This window comes from Bathymodiolus japonicus methanotrophic gill symbiont, assembly GCF_019721995.1.
Taxonomy (GTDB): domain Bacteria; phylum Pseudomonadota; class Gammaproteobacteria; order Methylococcales; family Methylomonadaceae; genus Methyloprofundus.
The window spans coordinates 172,736-189,142 of the sequence record NZ_BLYC01000002.1 but is presented as its reverse complement, the minus strand read 5'-3'; the positions used below and the strand labels follow the sequence as shown (position 1 = coordinate 189,142).

The window sequence follows — 16,407 nt, the reverse complement described above, 5'->3', positions numbered from 1 at the left end:
GCCCCGCCACTCGACATAACTGGACTTAGCTGATTATTATAACAGTGATTTAAAATAAATAAATACCTGTTTTAATTTTTTTATCATCTATTGCTATTTATTATTCGCTACGTGAGTCATTGCATCCAACAAGCTGTTTACTGCATAACTCTCGTTACTTGAGACTAACTTGTTGTATCTTGTGGCTCCTGATCTAACTCAAATGCAGCATGCAATGCTCTTACTGCAAGTTCCAGGTATTTTTCATCGACTACAACCGAGATCTTTATTTCCGAGGTAGCAATCATTTTGATATTGATCGCGTCATCTGCCAATACTTTAAACATCTTACTGGCTATCCCCGCATGCGAGCGCATTCCAACACCCACAATGGATATTTTAACAATACTATCATCCGTTGTTACTGCTCGCGCAGCCAGTTCTTTACAAGTATTTGTCAGTATGTCTCTGGCTGTTACAAAGTCGTTTCTATGCACAGTAAAAGTAAAATCCGTGGTCGCATCATCAGCGACGTTCTGGATAATCATATCGATTTCGATATTTGCATCGGCAATCGGTCCCAGTATCTTGGATGCCGCACCGGGAATATCAGGTACACCTGTAATCGTAAGTTTTGCCTCATCTTTATTAAATGCGATACCTGAAATTAACGCTTGCTCCACAGCTGATTCCTCATAAGTAATGAGCGTACCACGCCCTTCTGAAAATGATGATAAGACGCGTAATGCGACATTGTATTTACCGGCAAATTCCACCGATCTAATTTGCAGTATTTTCGAACCCAGGCTGGACATTTCCAGCATCTCTTCAAAAGTGATCTTATCTAAGCGCCGTGCCTTAGGTTCGATCCGTGGATCGGTGGTATAAACACCATCGACATCAGTGTATATATGACATTCATCTGCCTTTAAAGCTGCGGCCAATGCGACAGCCGTGGTATCCGAACCACCACGCCCCAATGTAGTGATATTGCCATGCTCATCCACTCCTTGAAAGCCTGCTACTACAACGACCTTTCCAGCATTTAAATCAGCATGAATTTTTGCATCATCTATACGTTTAATGCGCGCTTTAGTATGTGTGCTATCGGTTTCTATACGCACCTGACTACCTGTGTATGAGCAGGCAGGACAACCTAAATGATCCAGTGCCATGCTCAATAATGCCATTGTGACCTGCTCACCCGTAGACAACAACACATCCATCTCGCGAGAAACGGGGCGTTGTTGAATTTGTCCAGCTAGATCAGTTAAGCGATTGGTCTCACCACTCATTGCCGAAACAACAACCACGATTTGATCGCCTTTATCGTGAGCCAGCTTTACTTTTTCTGCAACTGCTTGAATACGCTCTACTGATCCAACAGACGTGCCGCCAAATTTATATACATAAACCGCCATTTACTTACTACCTAATTGTTCACGTACCCACTCAGGTACTTGTTTTAATGCCACGTCCAGTTTATCCGGCTCACTACCCCCTGCCCTTGCCATATCGGGACGACCACCGCCCTTGCCACCGACCTGAGAGGCGACAGAGTTAACTAGATCACCCGCTTTGAGACGCTTAGTTTGTTCTTTGGTAACTCCCGCAATTAAATTAACTTTATCCTTGCTTACCGTAGCTAAAACAATCGCAGCACTGCCTAGTTTATTTTTTAACTGATCCAGCACATCAACCATGGCTTTTGGCTCAACATCATCCAATTTAATTGCCAGTACCTGAATACCATCAATATCAACCGCCTGATTAGCCAGCTCACCACCAGCTGAACTCGCCAACTTAGCCTGTAAACGCTCCAGCTCTTTTTCCAGCAACTTACTTTTATCCACCAATTGCTGTACTTTTTCTGCAGCCGCTTCAGGTGCCGCTTTCACTACAGAGGAAATCTCGTTGATGGTTTTTTCCCGGGATTCCAGCCACTGTATCGCCGCTTCGCCAGCAATGGCTTCTACTCGTCGAACACCCGAGGCAACGCCTGTTTCACTGATAATTTTAAACAGCCCGATATCACCTGCGCGCTGCACATGTATACCGCCACACAATTCGGTTGAAAAATCGCCGATTTTTAACACCCGTACCTCATCGCCATATTTTTCACCGAACAACGCCATCGCCCCCGCATTAATAGCTTCGTCTTTAGACATAATATCTGCAGTTACTTCTGCGTTATGACGAATCTGCTGGTTCACCATACGCTCGATGATTTTTATTTCATCAGCAGTCATAGGCTCGAAATGAGAGAAATCAAAGCGTAACCGCTCGGCATTAACTAATGAGCCTTTTTGTGTGACATGATCACCTAATACCTGACGTAATGCCGCATGCAATAAGTGTGTCGCCGAATGATTCAGAGCAATAGACTGCCGACTTACCGGCTCGACCATTGCCGTGCATGTCACCATGTTTTTTAATTCGCCGCTAAGCACTTTACCGTAGTGTAAGAATAAGCTATCACCCTGCTTTTGCGTATTTGTCACTTCAAAAACAGCACCATCAATCTCAATACGCCCCAAGTCTCCTACCTGCCCTCCAGACTCAGCATAAAATGGCGTGCTATCTAGCACAACAACTCCTTTCGCGCCCTCTGTAAGCACATCGACCGCTATGCTGTTTTGGAATAGGCCTATAATTTGCGCCTGATCATTGAGCTTCTGATATCCAGTAAACTCGGTTTCAGCATCCAGTTTTATAGTTTGGTTATAATCTGCACCAAAATTTTTAGCTGCTCGCGCCCTGTCTCGCTGCGCCCCCATTGCAATATCAAAGCCCGCATGATCCACAGTCAGGTTATTTTCGCGTGCATAATCAGCGGTTAAGTCGACTGGAAAACCATAGGTATCATAAAGTTGAAATACCACGTCTCCGGGTATGACTTTGCCGCTCATTTTTTCGACACAGGCTTCCAGAATCTTCATGCCCTGCTCAAGTGTTTCTGCAAAGCGCTCTTCTTCAACTTTTAGCACCCGCTCAACCTGCCCCTGCGCAGCGGCCAATTCAGGATAAGCCTCACCCATTTCATCAACTAAAGGCGCGACTAATTGATAAAAGAATACTTCACGAATCCCCAGCCGATAACCATGCCGGATTGCACGACGTATAATACGCCTTAGCACATAGCCGCGCCCTTCATTTGATGGCAAAACGTCATCTACAACCAGAAAAGCACAGGAACGAATATGATCTGCGATGACTCTTAAAGAGCTTTCGCTTAGGTCATCAACACCCGCGAGCCTGGCCGCTGTGGTCAGTAATTTCTGAAATAAGTCGATTTCGTAATTATTGTGTACCCCTTGCAAAACAGCGGCAATACGTTCCAGCCCCATGCCGGTATCTACTGAAGGCTTGGGCAGCGAGGTTAAAACGCCGTCTGCATTCCGGTCATATTGCATAAACACCAGGTTCCATATTTCAATATAACGATCGCCATCTTCCTCCGGTGTGCCAGGCGGTCCACCAGCAATATTCTCACCGTGGTCATAAAAAATTTCGGTACAGGGACCACAAGGACCAATATCACCCATCGACCAGAAGTTATCTTTAGCACCGATACGCGAAAACCGGTTCGAGTCAATCTGGATATCTTCTAGCCAGACTCTTTCCGCTTCCGAATCTTCATTAAACACGGTCACCCAGAGTTTTTCGGCTGGAATTTCCAGTTCCTTGGTAAGAAAATCCCAAGCAAAATGAATGGCTTCCTGCTTGAAATAATCGCCAAAACTAAAATTCCCCAGCATTTCAAAAAAAGTATGATGCCTTGCGGTATAACCCACATTTTCCAGGTCATTATGTTTACCACCTGCACGCACACAACGCTGGCTGGTCGTTGCCCGCACATAATTACGTTTTTCTCTGCCTAAAAATACATCTTTAAACTGCACCATACCCGCATTGGTAAATAACAGGGTGGGGTCATTACCTGGCATTAATGAACTAGAAGACTGGATTGAATGCTCCTGGTTTGCAAAGAATTGTAAAAAGGCAGTACGTAATTCTGCACCGGTCAGTTTTTTCATAATTTATTAGACTGTATAAACGTTTTTCTAATTATTAGCTCTATAGTAAGAGCATGTTTTTTCCTGGTCGCACACTTGGTTAACTTATCAAACAAAGCGTGATAACAATTAATTTTACTTGGCTCAAAAAGCAGATTAAAACGCTGGTTATACCGATCAACAGGCGCGCCATGCTACCTCACGAAATTCCGGGACTCCTGTCGCCATAATTCGTTCACCTACGCAGCGGATGGGAGATGCACTGAACGCCCTGCGTCCGCAACGACTACGCACAAAAGCCGCTTCGTCATTACTACCTCACTGGCTGGACGGCTATTCGGAATGCAATTCTTGCTCATCTCGCGTGCTGCTAGCACACGTCGAATCAGCGAATTGCCCTGTCGCCTATCAGTGACTAAAAATCACCACTTCGCTAAGCTCCGTTTCCATGATTTTCAGCGATGGTATCATTTCTTATGCATTTTTTGCAAAACCTCTAATTCTGGATCTATAAAATCCCAAGACTGACTACTTGAAGCCCAAAATACTCTCTGAGGATTAAAAATATTGGGGCTTTCTAATGTTGCCGCATGAAAGAATAGCAAGCTAGGAAAACCAGCTGATTTTTTATAAATTGGATTTCCACAAGTAGGACAAAATTGACTAACGACCGTGTTTCCATTGTCTGATTTCATTTCATAGCCTTGCAATTTCCCTGCAATCGATACTACCTTTTCAGAAACAACCAATTCAGCTGAATGACCAGTTCCGGTAATTTTTTGGCATTGCCTACATTGACACAAAAATGATAATTGTGGCTCACCTTCAATTTCATATTGCACCGAACTACAAAGGCACTGGCCTTTTAATAAATTCATATTTTATCAATTCCTATTGTGGCGCATAATAAGCTGCTAGCCCAAACTGTACCACCCTACTTTTAGGACCAACTCTGCTTTGCCGGATAACATTTTTGATTGCTATGCAATAAAAAAGCTAACCCATATATGGACTCCTCGTTTATTGCAAGCCAAGTTTTACATAATTGATGCTAATAACAGTGAACAAGATTGCAGCCATATATTCGGTCTCTAACAGAGGCTTTTTGCCTCAGGACTCCTGATGAATCTATTCGCATACTTTTTGACCCTACCAGCCTAACGGTCTCGCAATGGACTCTCTGGGTTGCACGGGTTCTGTAAAAGTATCGGTCTGACCTGTTGTTGTCATCAATATTGGTTAACTTGCCTCCACAATCTTGGTTACTCGGTTATCTCAGGGTTATCCACGCTTTGTCCACAGACGAAGAGCCCTCCTAGCTCGCAGTCGGTGGGCAAAGGGTGGGCAACCCTGCTTATGCACTCTAACTATGTCAGAGCTGCATCATATTCTTTATCCTGACTCGCCATCGCCCACAGTATTCGGGCATTTTTATTGGCCAGCGCAACGGCGGCTTTATTAAATCCACGCCGCTCAATGAGTGCTTGTAGCCATAGGCTTAATTTATCTTTTTTACCACTACAGTGCTTTAACACCGATCGTGCTCCATGAATTAACATCGTACGAATATAGCGGTTACCTCGCTTACTAATTCCTAAATAAACCTGATTATCACCACTGCTATGTTGTCTCGGAACAATCCCTAAGCTGGCTGCATAATCTCGGCTACTCTGATAGCTTTTACCTGCCCCTATGTCTGAGGCAATGATGGTGGCTGTTATTGCCCCAATACCTGGCACATCAAGAAAACGCTGGCTTAACTGATTGCTATTACATAGCCGGCTAATACGTCTGTCCTGTTGTTTAATCTCTTCATCTAGTGCAACTAGTTTTTCATATTGCTCAGCAAACATTTCTCGACTTAAATCAGTCAAATCATTGTCGCTATCTTCTAAAATCAACGGTAATTCTACTCTTACTTTCTTTATACCTTTAGGAATAACAATGCCTCTTTCACTGAGTAGCCCTCGCACTTGATTAACCAGCGCAGTACGTTTGCCAACAGGGCCTTCACGTATTCTATGAACAAGTTGAATGTCTTGCTGTTCAATCGTTTTTATCGACACTGTGCGCTTATTTGGACGGGTAACCGCATCAAATATAGCAGCGGCATCATTAAAGTCATTTTTGTTCCCCACCACAAAACCCTTTACATAACGGGCATTAAGCAAAATGACTTCATGCCCTTGTTTAGTTAACTCTCTTGCCCAGTGATGAGCTCCGCCACAGGCTTCTATTCCAATTAAGCTCACTGGATAATTTGCAAAAAATATTAAAAGCTCAGCTCGTTTTAGCTTTTTCTTAACAGGTTGTGATTTTTTTTCATCAAATGTATACATGTGAAAAATATTTTTTGCTATATCCAATCCAATTACGCTATTATTCATGTCGGGCTCCTCTTTGCTCCGTTATTACTCTTAGGTGCATTATGACACTGTTGGTGGGAGAGGAGTCCATATCATCAGCCTACATTATTTTATAAGGCTAGCTGTTTAAATAGCTGGCGCACTAGCTCATTCGGAAAGCCTCGCTGCTGTAAAAATAGACTACGACGGAATTTTTCCTTAATATCCAGACCAGTCTCCTTACCAAATTTTTTGCTATAAACTTCAGCTAATAGCTCTTGCCAGCTACCAGCAATATCTTCCACTGCCATTTCAAACGGACAACCGCTGACACCACGCTGTTGCAGTTCTGCCTTTATGCGCAACGGCCCAAAGCCTTTATGCACCCGGCTTCTTGCATAGCTTTCGGCAAACCGCGCATCACTTTGCAGACCTTGCTCGACTAACTCGCCTATAACCGCCTGTATCTCCTGCCTGACAAATCCTTTAGCAGATATTTTTTGCAGTAACTCGTGCTGACTGTGTTCGCGCCGTATTAAATACCGTAAACAGGCTGCTCTGATTACCTGGTAATTTTCAGATTCATCGGGCAATACAGACATATAAGTATGACTAAATTAAAGATTAAACAAGTCCATCCGCATCATCTGATTCTACTTTCGTGCCTTCTGTTTCTTTTACACCAAATACTTCAGCTCGAATATTCGCTTCCAGCTCTTCGACAAGCTTTGGATTATCTTTTAAATAGCTACGCACATTATCTTTACCCTGGCCAATTTTGTTTTTGCCATAGCTGTACCACGAACCTGCTTTATTAATAAAGCCATACTTCACGCCTAGGTCTATTAACTCCCCCAGAAAGGAAACGCCCTCACCATAGAGAATTTCAAACTCGGCCTGCTTAAATGGCGGTGCCACTTTATTTTTAACGACTTTAACCCGAGTTTCATTACCGACAATCTCATCGCCTTTTTTAATCGCGCCGATACGACGTATATCCAGACGAACCGAAGCGTAGAACTTTAAAGCATTACCACCGGTTGTGGTTTCCGGGCTACCAAACATCACGCCGATTTTCATACGAATCTGGTTAATAAAAATCACCATCGTATTTGAGCGCTTAATATTTGCAGTGAGCTTACGCAATGCCTGGGACATAAGTCGCGCCTGCAAGCCCATATGCGAATCACCCATATCACCTTCAATTTCGGCTTTGGGTGTTAAAGCTGCCACTGAATCAACCACGACTATATCAACCGCATTGGAACGCACTAGCATATCGACAATTTCCAACGCCTGCTCACCAGTATCGGGCTGTGAAACCAGCAAGTCATCCACATTAACCCCTATCTTTTCGGCATAAGCAGGATCTAGCGCATGTTCTGCATCAATAAAAGCAGCAGCCCCCCCTGATTTTTGCATTTGCGCAATCGTGGATAAAGTCATCGTGGTTTTACCGGATGACTCAGGCCCGTAGATTTCGATCACTCGCCCACGAGGCAAACCGCCAACGCCCAGGGCAATATCCAATGTTAAAGAACCAGTAGAAACAGTCTGTATATCACGTGATGTAGTATCATCACCCATACGCATAATTGCGCCTTTACCAAACTGCTTTTCAATTTGCATTAAGGCCGCGCCTAATGCTTTCTGCTTATTCTCATCCATATATTGAAGCCCTAAGATACGCATTAAAATGCGCCATTATCACATAGCCTGATTAAAGCGCATAACAAAATTAACGTATATCTTTTAAATAACAAAAAAGCCAGCATATAGCTGGCTTTTTTGGGGCTTAAATTTGAAATATCTCAGTTCAAATTAGAATGTTAGCTGTGTACGTAGTGTAAAACCATGAATACCAGTTCCAGCACTCTGACCATTTCTTAGTACAGCTGAATCCTGTATATCAAATGCATAACGGTAATCAGCCATTAAGCGTATATTACGGTTTAAATACCAGTTCAGTGCTAGTGTTAGAGCTGTTTCCTTACCACCTTGAATATTACCAGAGTTCAGGTCATTACCATCAATCCGGGTTGCCAATTCCCAGGCTCCCCAAGTACCTTTTGCCCAACTAAACGGATTGTTTGGCTTTAAGCGTTTGAACTTACCCTGCGACCCTTTGTAACTTCGTGACTCTCCTGTTAAGGTCCAGGCGGCTTGCACATAATAAGCACCAAAATCCAGTCCACTCAGGCCATTATTCCGAGAAAGCCAGGTATGCGCATATTCACCCTGTACAGAGAATGGACCAAACATATATGCAGTATCTAAGCCTGCTAAGGTTGCACCATCGACATTCGTTATTGCGTTAGTATTAGTAAAATACACACTCGACATATGAGTTGTTTCGTACGCAAAGCGAACATTTCCATTATTTAGGCTACGATAACCAATACTTGCTCCTAGATGTAGTAGATGCGTAGGCGTCATGATGGGTGCAAAAGTTGCTCGCGATGTAATTGCCCAACTACCTGTCTGGCTTTTATTAATTGACGAACCAAAACCACCGAATTGTGCTGACCAGTTTTTACCTGAAGAACTGGCTCTCACACCCAGCGCACGATCAAATAGCGGCTCGGTTAATGAGTAAATCAGTGAACGCTCAGTAAACATAATATCGTTAGAACTTTCTTGCAACTCCTGACTAATAGTTTGTTTCTGGTTACCTACAGTAAGTTGAAGCCAGTCAAAACCAGTGTATTTTACGAATAAATCTTTGATTCTAACTTTATTGCCTGCAAAATCAAATTGTGCTTTGTAGTCAAAATCACTCCATACGGTTCCTGAAGCATATAAACGCGCGCGCCGCAGATCAAAGCCTTCCGTAGGCGTAGGGTCAAAATCCTGGCCGTTAGCGCTAAAATTCACATCCGCCTGAATACGGCCACCCATTTTAAATTTAAATGCTTTATCTCTCGTTTCTACCCGAAAGCCTTTAGAGTCCAGTTTTACGATAACATCATCACCGCTTTCTTTATTAGCTTCTTGCTTAACGGCTTCCTGTTTAGCAATCTCCTTGTTGAGCAGCTGATCGTATTGAGCCTGATTAATCAGCTTATTTCTCAGCATTATATCCAGCAGCGCCAGATCTTCTGCATTACTGCTTTCCGCTTTTTTTTGCTTGGTCAGATCATTGTACTGTGTCTGGGTAATCTTGCCATTTTCTAGCAGTATTTCATATAACCCCTGACCTTCAGCATGAACCACCGGATTACCCAGCAGCAGCAGCAGCATAGACCCCAAAGCCAGAGCTTGAGCTGTTTTGTTAATCACCATTGTTTATGTACTCCGAAATCAAAATTAAATAAATTTTGACTGATAATAGGTGATTTTTGTGACAGCATTATGACAAGCAAATGATTAAGCTTCTATTCTAAAAACAGCAGTTGGGTACAGGTATTGTGGAAAATGGGCATGAAAGACAAACAAATATACTTCGCGCGGTCACGGATGCGGAAAATATAGTGAGCTGATTTTTGTCGAGAGCAAGGCGCTGAAACTAGCGCATAGCTGGCTACGTAACGGTTTCAGCAACGTAGCTATTGGCAAAAACTCAGCCGCTAGAAATCCACAGTCGTGACCGTGCTAACCCATCTTCGTCACTTTTATCTTTCTAAGCTATTGATTCATCGGTTTAAACGATTTTTTTTCGAAAAATTCTCTCCTGAATTCGTATAATAAGTGCATAACCCTCTGCAAGTATTGGCTAGACTAACACCTGTTGAATTAAGACAAGACATAGGTGTAAAGTAAACAGCTACCAAACAATTTACAGAGGCTACAAATGAGCTATACACACCTATGTCCTGAAGAAAGATATTATATAGAAATTGAATTAAAAAAGGGAACTTCACAGAATAAAATAGCAGAAGCCTTAGAACGAAGCCAAAGCAATATTTCACGCGAGATTAAACGCAATACAGGTCAAAGAGGCTACAGGCATAAACAAGCAGAAGATTTTGCCCAAGAACGACACAAAAACAAGCCTATAGCAGAAGCACTAGGTTGTGATACGTATTTTGCGACTCCCTACAGCTCTTGGGAAAGAGGGCAACAGGCGCGCCATGCTACCTCACGAAATTCCGGGACTCCTGTCACCGTAATTCGTTCACCTACGCAGCGAATAGGAGATGCTCCAGCCGCCCTGCGTCCGCCACAGACTGAGCACAAAGCAGCTCAGTCATGGCTACCACAAATGGCTCTACGGCTATTCGGGATAAAATTTTAGCCTCCCTCGCGCGCTATCGCGCACTTCGGATTGGCAAATTTCCCTGCGCCTTCTGGAGACTATCAGCCCGTCCGGGGCTGACAGCGAATGAGAATGCTAATGGCTTATTAAGACAGTATTTCCCTAAAGTAATGGACAGGTGCGCCATGCTACCTCACGAAATTCCGGGACTCCTGTCGCCATAATTAGTTCACCTACGCAGCGGATGGGAGATGCCCTGAACGCCCTGCGTCCGCAACGACTACGCACAAAAGACGCTTCGTCATTACTACCTCACTGGCTGGACGGCTATTCGGAATGCAATTCTTGCTCCTCTCGCGTGCTGCTAGCACACGTCGAATCAGCGAATTGCCCTGTCGCCTATCAGGGACTAAAAATCACCACTTCGCTAAGCTACGTTTCCATGATTTTCAGCGATAGTTGTGGACTTATCCAGAACTGAATAAACAGTTCCTACCTTATCTTGCCCACAAGATGCGTGAGCAGGAAGATCAGGCTACCAGCTTTGTGCTACACGATCTAAGCACCCGATTGGGACAGGTTATTCTAAAGCATATCGATAAAATTCAGAGTTATACCGGGTCTAAACAGGATGAGCATAAAACGCACTTAATTAATGGTTTATCCGATGAAACTCTGGCGCGTATGGTCGGCTCGGTACGTCAGGTTGTCAACAAGCAATTACAGCATTGGAAATCTCAGGGGATTCTGAATAAAAAACGCAACCAGATCATGATTAATGACCTGGATGCGATTTATAAAGCCTCGGAAATGACTTTACTGAAGTTTCCCAATAATTATTTATGGTAAAATTGAAACTATGCTACAACTATATGAAAAAATAGTCTTTTCATTCGTTTCAAATGCTATTGCCTAAGGGGAATTAAGTAGGGGTTTGCTATAAACATGGCAAAACCACCTAAAATAAACCTCGATACACCAGCATTGTGTATTTCAGCTACTCAATAATTGGGAAACTTCAGCTTAGATAAAACCAGCACCTGGATAACACCAGGTGCTAGCTGAGACAGCTTATTAGAAATTAATTAGCGTTAAAAACAAATTGCTCGTTTTCAACCGTTACCGCAATAGTATCCCCAGGAAGAAATTTACCCGCGAGTATTTTGTGCTAAGGGGTTTTCAATACTGGTTTGTATCGCCCTTTTTAGAGGACGAGTGCCATAGGCAGGGTCAAACCCAGCCGCACTCAACAAGTCTAACGCAGCATCTGATACCTGCAATTGCATCTCTCTGTCTGCCAAACGTTTATCCAGATTTTGCAACTGTATTTTAGCCCCCTGGTAGATCGCCTCTTTATCTAACGGTCTGAAAACCACTGCATCATCAATCCGGTTGATAAATTCAGGTCTAAAATGCGCGCCAACAATTTCCATTACAGCCGCTTTCATCTTGTCATAATCACCCTCTTCCGCCATTTCCTGAATCACATGCGAACCCAGATTTGAGGTCATAATAATCACTGTATTTCTAAAATCAACGGTACGCCCCTGACCATCGGTTAAACGACCATCACCCAATACCTGCAAGAGGATATTGAATACATCCGCATGCGCTTTTTCCACCTCGTCCAGTAAGATTACCGAATAAGGTTTACATCTGACTGCCTCGGTCAAATAACCGCCTTCTTCATAACCCACATAGCCTGGGGGTGCGCCGATCAAACGTGCCACTGAATGTTTTTCCATAAACTCGGACATATCAATCCGTACCATCGCATCTTCGGTATCAAACAGAAAAGTTGCCAGAGCTTTACTCAATTCAGTTTTACCCACCCCGGTTGGCCCTAAAAATAAAAATGAACCATTGGGACGGTTTGGGGAGTCGCTATTTTTGCGAAAGCTTGTTTTGGGCATCCCAGCCCAAGCAAGCAGCAAAAACTTAACGCGACCACTTATGCCTCCGGCGGCCCCGATTCGTCCTCGTCACCTCGTCCCGACCCAACAAGGGGTCGGAACATAGGCTCCAAATGACTTGACGCCGTGTCGGATGGCCTTTTATTTTGTCTCCACCTTCGCTAACGCTCAGACTCCGACAAAATAACGGCCCTACGGCTATCGCGGACTAAAAATCATCACTTCGCTTAGGCTCCGTTTCCCTGATTTTCAGCGTAGGGTCTGACAAGCCTGCACGAGAACGTCTGATTGCATTCGCTACAGCAGCCACCGCTTCTTGCTGCCCGATCACACGCTGCGCAATTTCAGTTTCCATTCTGAGCAATTTATCCCGCTCACCCTCCAGCATCTTGGATACTGGAATACCTGTCCAGTGCGCTACCACTTCAGCAATTTCTTCCTCACCTACTTTATTACGCAATAACTGAAAATCAGTGGTTTCCGCCACAGATGCTTGCTCAAGCTGCTGTTCAAGCTCGGGTATACGCCCATATTGCAATTCAGACATACGCTGCAAATCTCCAGCTCTACGCGCTGTTTCCAGCTCCATTTTGACTTGCTCCAGAGACTCCTTAACCTATCTTCGTGACATATACAGTCAATTTCCCATTATTTCAATGAGTTAAATTTTCAATCGGCCCCAGTTGGCACTACAGGTTTCATATCAACGATCGTTTTAACTTTTCCAATCGGGTCGGGGTTAATATTCAACGCAGTGTATATTTGTTTTTGTCTGGTTTCTGCTTTGCTTGTGGTTCGCAGGTGAATGATTGTATCGTTATCCGTGGGTAAAGTAATGGTCATGCGTTGCTGGGTCGACATCCTGTTGCGAATGCTTTCCCAGCTTAGATGGATGTCCTGCAATCTAAGTTGATAACGCAGTACATGTACCAGGTGGTAAGCTAATAATGTGATGAATAGGTGTCCGGTAACCCGCTCTTCTTTTTTGTGATAGACAGGGCGCAAGCCTAGCTCGGTTTTCAGGCTTCTAAAGGTCGCTTCAATCTCAGTCAGCATGGTATAGGTTAGCCATAACTGTTCTTCCGACCAGTCAGGGATATTCGTTCTTAGGCAGTAAACACCACAGTGCTTATCTTTTTGGTCACTTTCAGGTTTACGTTGCCATTCTATACCGATGGCTTTGTTTTTTTTGTCATCCGCGATAACGTTAATGGTGTAATCTGCAGCAACACGGCTATGTTTTTCACGTAGTCGTCCGATACGTTCCAGTATTTTGTCGTATTTTTTAAGGGTGCCTTTTTTGCTCAGACCTGTGTGCAGTTTTTCCAGGGCCTCTTCCAGACGAGCATGGAAGCGATTACGGATACCTTGTTCTTTTTTTGCTTTTTGTTCTGAATGACAATAGAGTCGGGTTTCCCCGGTTTCTTGATCAACTTCACGATAAACAACAACATTGCTGTCCCGGGTATCCCTGACCGCTACCGGAGTTTTCTGATCTCTTGGGTTTTTTACATGTTGTTCTCGACTGACAACGAGATAATGATAATCTTGTTCGATTAACCAGGCAATATTGTCAGCGCTGGCAATGCCGGCATCCATGATAACCACCGGCTTTATTTGATGAAAGGGATCCTTGTCTCGCAGTTCGTCAAGCATCAGTTTCAAGGTCGCGGGCTCACTGGCGTTGCCGGGAAAAACCTGACTACTCAATGGAAAGCCGTCACCATCCAGAACCAGCCCCAGAGTAACCAACGGGCAATCAGTGCGTTTCTCTTTAGAGCGACCGAATTTCGCTTTCGGGTTTCGGGCGCACTGGCCTTCAAAATAAGTATTGGTCAGATCGTACAATACAATCTTGCGGTTTAAATTGAACAACGTCTGCTCTCGGTCAGCCAGAAAATATTCAAGAGTTGCCTGATGTTTGAGTAGCTTGTCACTGACTGCATATAATCGCGTCAGGCTGGTGTTACCGTAGTCATGACCCAGTAATTCGCCCAGGCCTGTTCGATTTTGCAACCAGTCATGTGTTTGCAGTTCACTGCCGGGTGAAACCATACGTTCTATGATAGTGCCCAGGGCCGTCGCCGTATCTACTTTATTAAAGCCCAGCGCCATGAGTTTTTCGTCTAGCTGTAACTGCTGTGCGGCATGCAGTGCCAGGGTTTCAACACCAATACTACGGGCATTAATGGCTTCGACATGATTAATATCGACATGATGAAAATCTCGCGTTGTTGTTTTTGAATCTAGCGGTTGTGACAGTTTTGCAGTCATCAGTGAGCTATAGCGCTGGGCTGTTGCTTCCAGAAGTTGATTTAAATCATCGGCTAAATTGAATAGCTCTTCCTGATGTGGTTCCAAACCTTGCTGTAATTGTTCGATTCTGGCCGTCAGCAAGGGCCAGTACTTTTTATCAATCGTAAAGTCCGCACCTATATTGAGCAATGTACGTTGCTTGACTTGTTTTCCTATACGCACAGATTCTACAATGCGGTAAGTGAAATAAGCTGAGCCGTCTTCAAGGCTTTTTGTTTTGGTTCTTCGAATATACATACCACTAGCATCGGTGAAAAACCAGGGAAAATCAAGGGGCAGAGCAAGTTAAGATGGCACTACAGAGACCCTCAAAAAAAACACCATTGATTCTAAAGGGATTTTTACAGAGAAGTTTTATCCATAAAGAGAAAGCATTCATCAACCCCGGATCACGGTTGCAATCGAAGTTTTTGGTCTAAATATGAGGTGCGTTAGTCTCCGCTTAAGCTGACTAAAGCAAATGATTAAAAGCAGCGGTATAATCCAGGCATAAAAAAAGCCCTGTTACATGATTTTGCAACAGGGCTTTTATATATGGAGCTGGTGATGGGAATCGAACCCGCGACCTGCTGATTACAAATCAGCTGCTCTACCGATTGAGCTACACCAGCCAAAGAGCGATTATTATAGTCGCTTTTTTAATACTTGAAAAGACTTTTATTGGGAATTATCTAGATGCTTTAAAAAATCTAAAAAATATCGGGGAGTCGCTATTTTTGCGAAAGCTTGTTTTGGGCATCCCAGCCCAAGCAAGCAGCAAAAACTTAACGCGACCACTTATGCCTCCGGCGGCCCCGATTCGTCCTCGTCACCTTGTCCCGACCCAACAAGGGGTCGGAACATAGGCTCCAAATGACTTGACGCCGTGTCGGATGGCCTTTTATTTTGTCTCCACCTTCGCTAACGCTCAGACTCCGACAAAACAACGGCCCTACGGCTATCGCGGACTAAAAATCTTCACTTCGCTAAAGCTCCGTTTCCAGGATTTTCAGCGGGTGCCTGGTATGGCTTCCGCCCCAAATATATAAAGGTTTTCCATCGGAAGGACGGACTGAAAAGATTGCAAAAGTATTCAATGTAGACTGAGGTGCGAAACCCAGCAATGTTAAAACCAAGATTACACTATAGTTTCACCCCAGCCTACAGGAGTCCGTCCCCCGGATATAGGCTAATATTTTTACAGCCTCTGAAGCCGTGCCTACGTACAAGTCTTATAAATCTGAAGTTTCCCAATAATTATTTATGGTAAAATTGAAACTATGCTACAACTATATGAAAAAAATAGTCTTTCATTCGTTTCAAATGCTATTGCCTAAGGGGAATTTCGGGGAGTCGCTATTTTTGCGAAAGCTTGTTTTGGGCATCCCAGCCCAAGCAAGCAGCAAAAACTTAACGCGACCACTTATGCCTCCGGCGGCCCCGATTCGTCCTCGTCACCTCGTCCCGACCCAACAAGGGGTCGGAACATAGGCTCCAAATGACTTGACGCCGTGTCGGATGGCCTTTTATTTTGTCTCCACCTTCGCTAACGCTCAGACTCCGACAAAACAACGGCCCTACGGCTATCGCGGACTAAAAATCTTCACTTCGCTAAAGCTCCGTTTCCAGGATTTTCAGCGAAGTAGGGGTTTGCTATAAACATG

Annotated in this window: 19 protein-coding genes, 1 tRNA gene and 3 pseudogenes; 10 read left to right on the top strand and 13 right to left on the bottom strand. The window is 44.0% G+C overall.

The annotated features are described in order from the left end of the window. Nucleotides 1-164: 164 nt before the first annotated feature. Nucleotides 165-1,400, bottom strand: a complete 1,236-nt coding sequence (locus tag K6984_RS03975) for an aspartate kinase (protein ID WP_221894320.1) — start codon at nt 1,398-1,400, stop codon at nt 165-167. After that, a complete protein-coding gene (gene alaS, locus K6984_RS03970) occupies nt 1,401-4,016 on the bottom strand; it encodes an alanine--tRNA ligase (RefSeq protein WP_221894319.1) in 2,616 nt (871 codons plus the stop codon). Between the two features lie 229 nt (nt 4,017-4,245). Here alaS and K6984_RS03965 point away from each other — a divergent pair, with 229 nt between their 5' ends. Continuing rightward, nucleotides 4,246-4,410 (top strand): hypothetical protein, encoded by a 165-nt coding sequence (locus tag K6984_RS03965; RefSeq protein WP_221894318.1) that lies wholly within the window; start codon nt 4,246-4,248, stop codon nt 4,408-4,410. 52 nt (nt 4,411-4,462) lie between these two features. On the opposite strand, the gene K6984_RS03960 is transcribed toward K6984_RS03965, so the two are convergent. The 5 genes from K6984_RS03960 to K6984_RS03940 form a co-directional block, all read right to left on the bottom strand. Beyond that, a complete protein-coding gene (locus K6984_RS03960) occupies nt 4,463-4,873 on the bottom strand; it encodes a GFA family protein (protein ID WP_221894317.1) in 411 nt (136 codons plus the stop codon). Nucleotides 4,874-5,362: 489 nt separating this feature from the next. Continuing rightward, complete coding sequence (locus tag K6984_RS03955) at nt 5,363-6,382, bottom strand: IS110 family RNA-guided transposase (RefSeq protein ID WP_221894316.1); 1,020 nt, start codon at nt 6,380-6,382, stop codon at nt 5,363-5,365. An 89-nt stretch (nt 6,383-6,471) separates the two neighbouring features. Then, nucleotides 6,472-6,933, bottom strand: coding sequence for a regulatory protein RecX (locus tag K6984_RS03950; protein ID WP_230987884.1), 462 nt, complete (start codon nt 6,931-6,933; stop codon nt 6,472-6,474). A 31-nt stretch (nt 6,934-6,964) separates the two neighbouring features. Beyond that, entirely contained in the window at nt 6,965-8,008 is a 1,044-nt protein-coding gene (gene recA, locus K6984_RS03945) for a recombinase RecA (protein ID WP_221894473.1), read from the bottom strand. Between the two features lie 153 nt (nt 8,009-8,161). After that, nucleotides 8,162-9,580 carry an OprO/OprP family phosphate-selective porin gene (locus K6984_RS03940; protein WP_221894314.1) on the bottom strand — a complete coding sequence of 473 codons (1,419 nt, stop codon included), beginning with the start codon at nt 9,578-9,580 and terminating at the stop codon, nt 8,162-8,164. A 550-nt stretch (nt 9,581-10,130) separates the two neighbouring features. Here K6984_RS03940 and K6984_RS32500 point away from each other — a divergent pair. Next, nucleotides 10,131-10,334: pseudogene (locus K6984_RS32500) on the top strand (helix-turn-helix domain-containing protein); the annotation flags it as partial. 41 nt (nt 10,335-10,375) lie between these two features. Here K6984_RS32500 and K6984_RS03930 read toward each other — a convergent pair. Next, nucleotides 10,376-10,516, bottom strand: coding sequence for a hypothetical protein (locus K6984_RS03930; RefSeq protein ID WP_221894492.1), 141 nt, complete (start codon nt 10,514-10,516; stop codon nt 10,376-10,378). Between the two features lie 12 nt (nt 10,517-10,528). On the opposite strand from K6984_RS03930, the gene K6984_RS03925 reads away from it, so the two are divergent. Next, nucleotides 10,529-10,759, top strand: coding sequence for a hypothetical protein (locus tag K6984_RS03925; RefSeq protein ID WP_221894313.1), 231 nt, complete (start codon nt 10,529-10,531; stop codon nt 10,757-10,759). On the opposite strand, the gene K6984_RS32495 is transcribed toward K6984_RS03925, so the two are convergent. Then, nucleotides 10,698-10,823: a hypothetical protein gene (locus K6984_RS32495; protein ID WP_263458647.1), complete on the bottom strand. Its 126-nt coding sequence runs from the start codon at nt 10,821-10,823 to the stop codon at nt 10,698-10,700. The two genes, K6984_RS03925 and K6984_RS32495, sit on opposite strands and share 62 nt — an antisense overlap. Between K6984_RS32495 and K6984_RS03920 the strand changes: the two genes are divergently transcribed. Together K6984_RS03920 and K6984_RS03915 are read left to right on the top strand one after the other, a co-directional pair. Then, on the top strand, nt 10,780-11,016 hold the full coding sequence (locus K6984_RS03920; RefSeq protein WP_221894312.1) for a hypothetical protein: 237 nt from the start codon (nt 10,780-10,782) through the stop codon (nt 11,014-11,016). The genes K6984_RS32495 and K6984_RS03920 overlap by 44 nt on opposite strands. Then, nucleotides 10,995-11,384, top strand: a complete 390-nt coding sequence (locus K6984_RS03915; protein ID WP_230987883.1) for a Crp/Fnr family transcriptional regulator — start codon at nt 10,995-10,997, stop codon at nt 11,382-11,384. Before K6984_RS03920 ends, K6984_RS03915 begins: the two co-directional genes overlap by 22 nt. A 232-nt stretch (nt 11,385-11,616) precedes the next feature. Here the strand turns inward: K6984_RS03915 and K6984_RS03910 are convergent. Then, a pseudogene (locus K6984_RS03910) lies at nt 11,617-12,412 on the bottom strand (AAA family ATPase); the annotation flags it as partial. Between the two features lie 13 nt (nt 12,413-12,425). On the opposite strand from K6984_RS03910, the gene K6984_RS32490 reads away from it, so the two are divergent. After that, nucleotides 12,426-12,554 carry a hypothetical protein gene (locus tag K6984_RS32490; RefSeq protein ID WP_263458596.1) on the top strand — a complete coding sequence of 43 codons (129 nt, stop codon included), beginning with the start codon at nt 12,426-12,428 and terminating at the stop codon, nt 12,552-12,554. Between the two features lie 150 nt (nt 12,555-12,704). On the opposite strand, the pseudogene K6984_RS03905 reads toward K6984_RS32490, so the two are convergent. The 3 genes and pseudogenes from K6984_RS03905 to K6984_RS03895 all read right to left on the bottom strand — a co-directional run. Further along, nucleotides 12,705-13,064: pseudogene (locus tag K6984_RS03905) on the bottom strand (type VI secretion system ATPase TssH); the annotation flags it as partial. Nucleotides 13,065-13,117: 53 nt separating this feature from the next. After that, nucleotides 13,118-15,001 (bottom strand): IS1634 family transposase, encoded by a 1,884-nt coding sequence (locus K6984_RS03900; protein ID WP_221894311.1) that lies wholly within the window; start codon nt 14,999-15,001, stop codon nt 13,118-13,120. A gap of 298 nt (nt 15,002-15,299) precedes the next feature. Beyond that, nucleotides 15,300-15,375: transfer RNA gene (locus tag K6984_RS03895), tRNA-Thr, on the bottom strand. A 105-nt stretch (nt 15,376-15,480) separates the two neighbouring features. Here K6984_RS03895 and K6984_RS32485 point away from each other — a divergent pair. From K6984_RS32485 to K6984_RS03885, 4 genes are all read left to right on the top strand, one after another. Next, a complete protein-coding gene (locus tag K6984_RS32485) occupies nt 15,481-15,609 on the top strand; it encodes a hypothetical protein (RefSeq protein WP_263458596.1) in 129 nt (42 codons plus the stop codon). Between the two features lie 27 nt (nt 15,610-15,636). Next, on the top strand, nt 15,637-15,792 hold the full coding sequence (locus K6984_RS03890) for a hypothetical protein (protein WP_221894310.1): 156 nt from the start codon (nt 15,637-15,639) through the stop codon (nt 15,790-15,792). A gap of 313 nt (nt 15,793-16,105) precedes the next feature. Further along, nucleotides 16,106-16,234, top strand: coding sequence for a hypothetical protein (locus K6984_RS32480; RefSeq protein ID WP_263458596.1), 129 nt, complete (start codon nt 16,106-16,108; stop codon nt 16,232-16,234). A gap of 27 nt (nt 16,235-16,261) precedes the next feature. Further along, on the top strand, nt 16,262-16,402 hold the full coding sequence (locus K6984_RS03885) for a hypothetical protein (protein WP_221894309.1): 141 nt from the start codon (nt 16,262-16,264) through the stop codon (nt 16,400-16,402). The last annotated feature ends 5 nt before the right edge of the window (nt 16,403-16,407 follow it).

Excerpts from the sequence above, each read along its gene's own strand:
- K6984_RS03920 (WP_221894312.1), top strand. The coding sequence starts at position 10,780 with ATGGGAGATGCCCTGAACGCCCTGCGTCCGCAACGACTACGCACAAAA.
- K6984_RS03900 (WP_221894311.1), bottom strand. The coding sequence starts at position 15,001 with ATGTATATTCGAAGAACCAAAACAAAAAGCCTTGAAGACGGCTCAGCT.
- K6984_RS03925 (WP_221894313.1), top strand. The coding sequence starts at position 10,529 with ATGGCTACCACAAATGGCTCTACGGCTATTCGGGATAAAATTTTAGCC.
- recA (WP_221894473.1), bottom strand. The coding sequence starts at position 8,008 with ATGGATGAGAATAAGCAGAAAGCATTAGGCGCGGCCTTAATGCAAATT.
- K6984_RS03960 (WP_221894317.1), bottom strand. The coding sequence starts at position 4,873 with ATGAATTTATTAAAAGGCCAGTGCCTTTGTAGTTCGGTGCAATATGAA.
- K6984_RS03890 (WP_221894310.1), top strand. The coding sequence starts at position 15,637 with ATGGCCTTTTATTTTGTCTCCACCTTCGCTAACGCTCAGACTCCGACA.
- alaS (WP_221894319.1), bottom strand. The coding sequence starts at position 4,016 with ATGAAAAAACTGACCGGTGCAGAATTACGTACTGCCTTTTTACAATTC.
- K6984_RS03940 (WP_221894314.1), bottom strand. The coding sequence starts at position 9,580 with ATGCTGCTGCTGCTGCTGGGTAATCCGGTGGTTCATGCTGAAGGTCAG.
- K6984_RS03955 (WP_221894316.1), bottom strand. The coding sequence starts at position 6,382 with ATGAATAATAGCGTAATTGGATTGGATATAGCAAAAAATATTTTTCAC.
- K6984_RS03885 (WP_221894309.1), top strand. The coding sequence starts at position 16,262 with ATGGCCTTTTATTTTGTCTCCACCTTCGCTAACGCTCAGACTCCGACA.
- K6984_RS03975 (WP_221894320.1), bottom strand. The coding sequence starts at position 1,400 with ATGGCGGTTTATGTATATAAATTTGGCGGCACGTCTGTTGGATCAGTA.
- K6984_RS03965 (WP_221894318.1), top strand. The coding sequence starts at position 4,246 with ATGGGAGATGCACTGAACGCCCTGCGTCCGCAACGACTACGCACAAAA.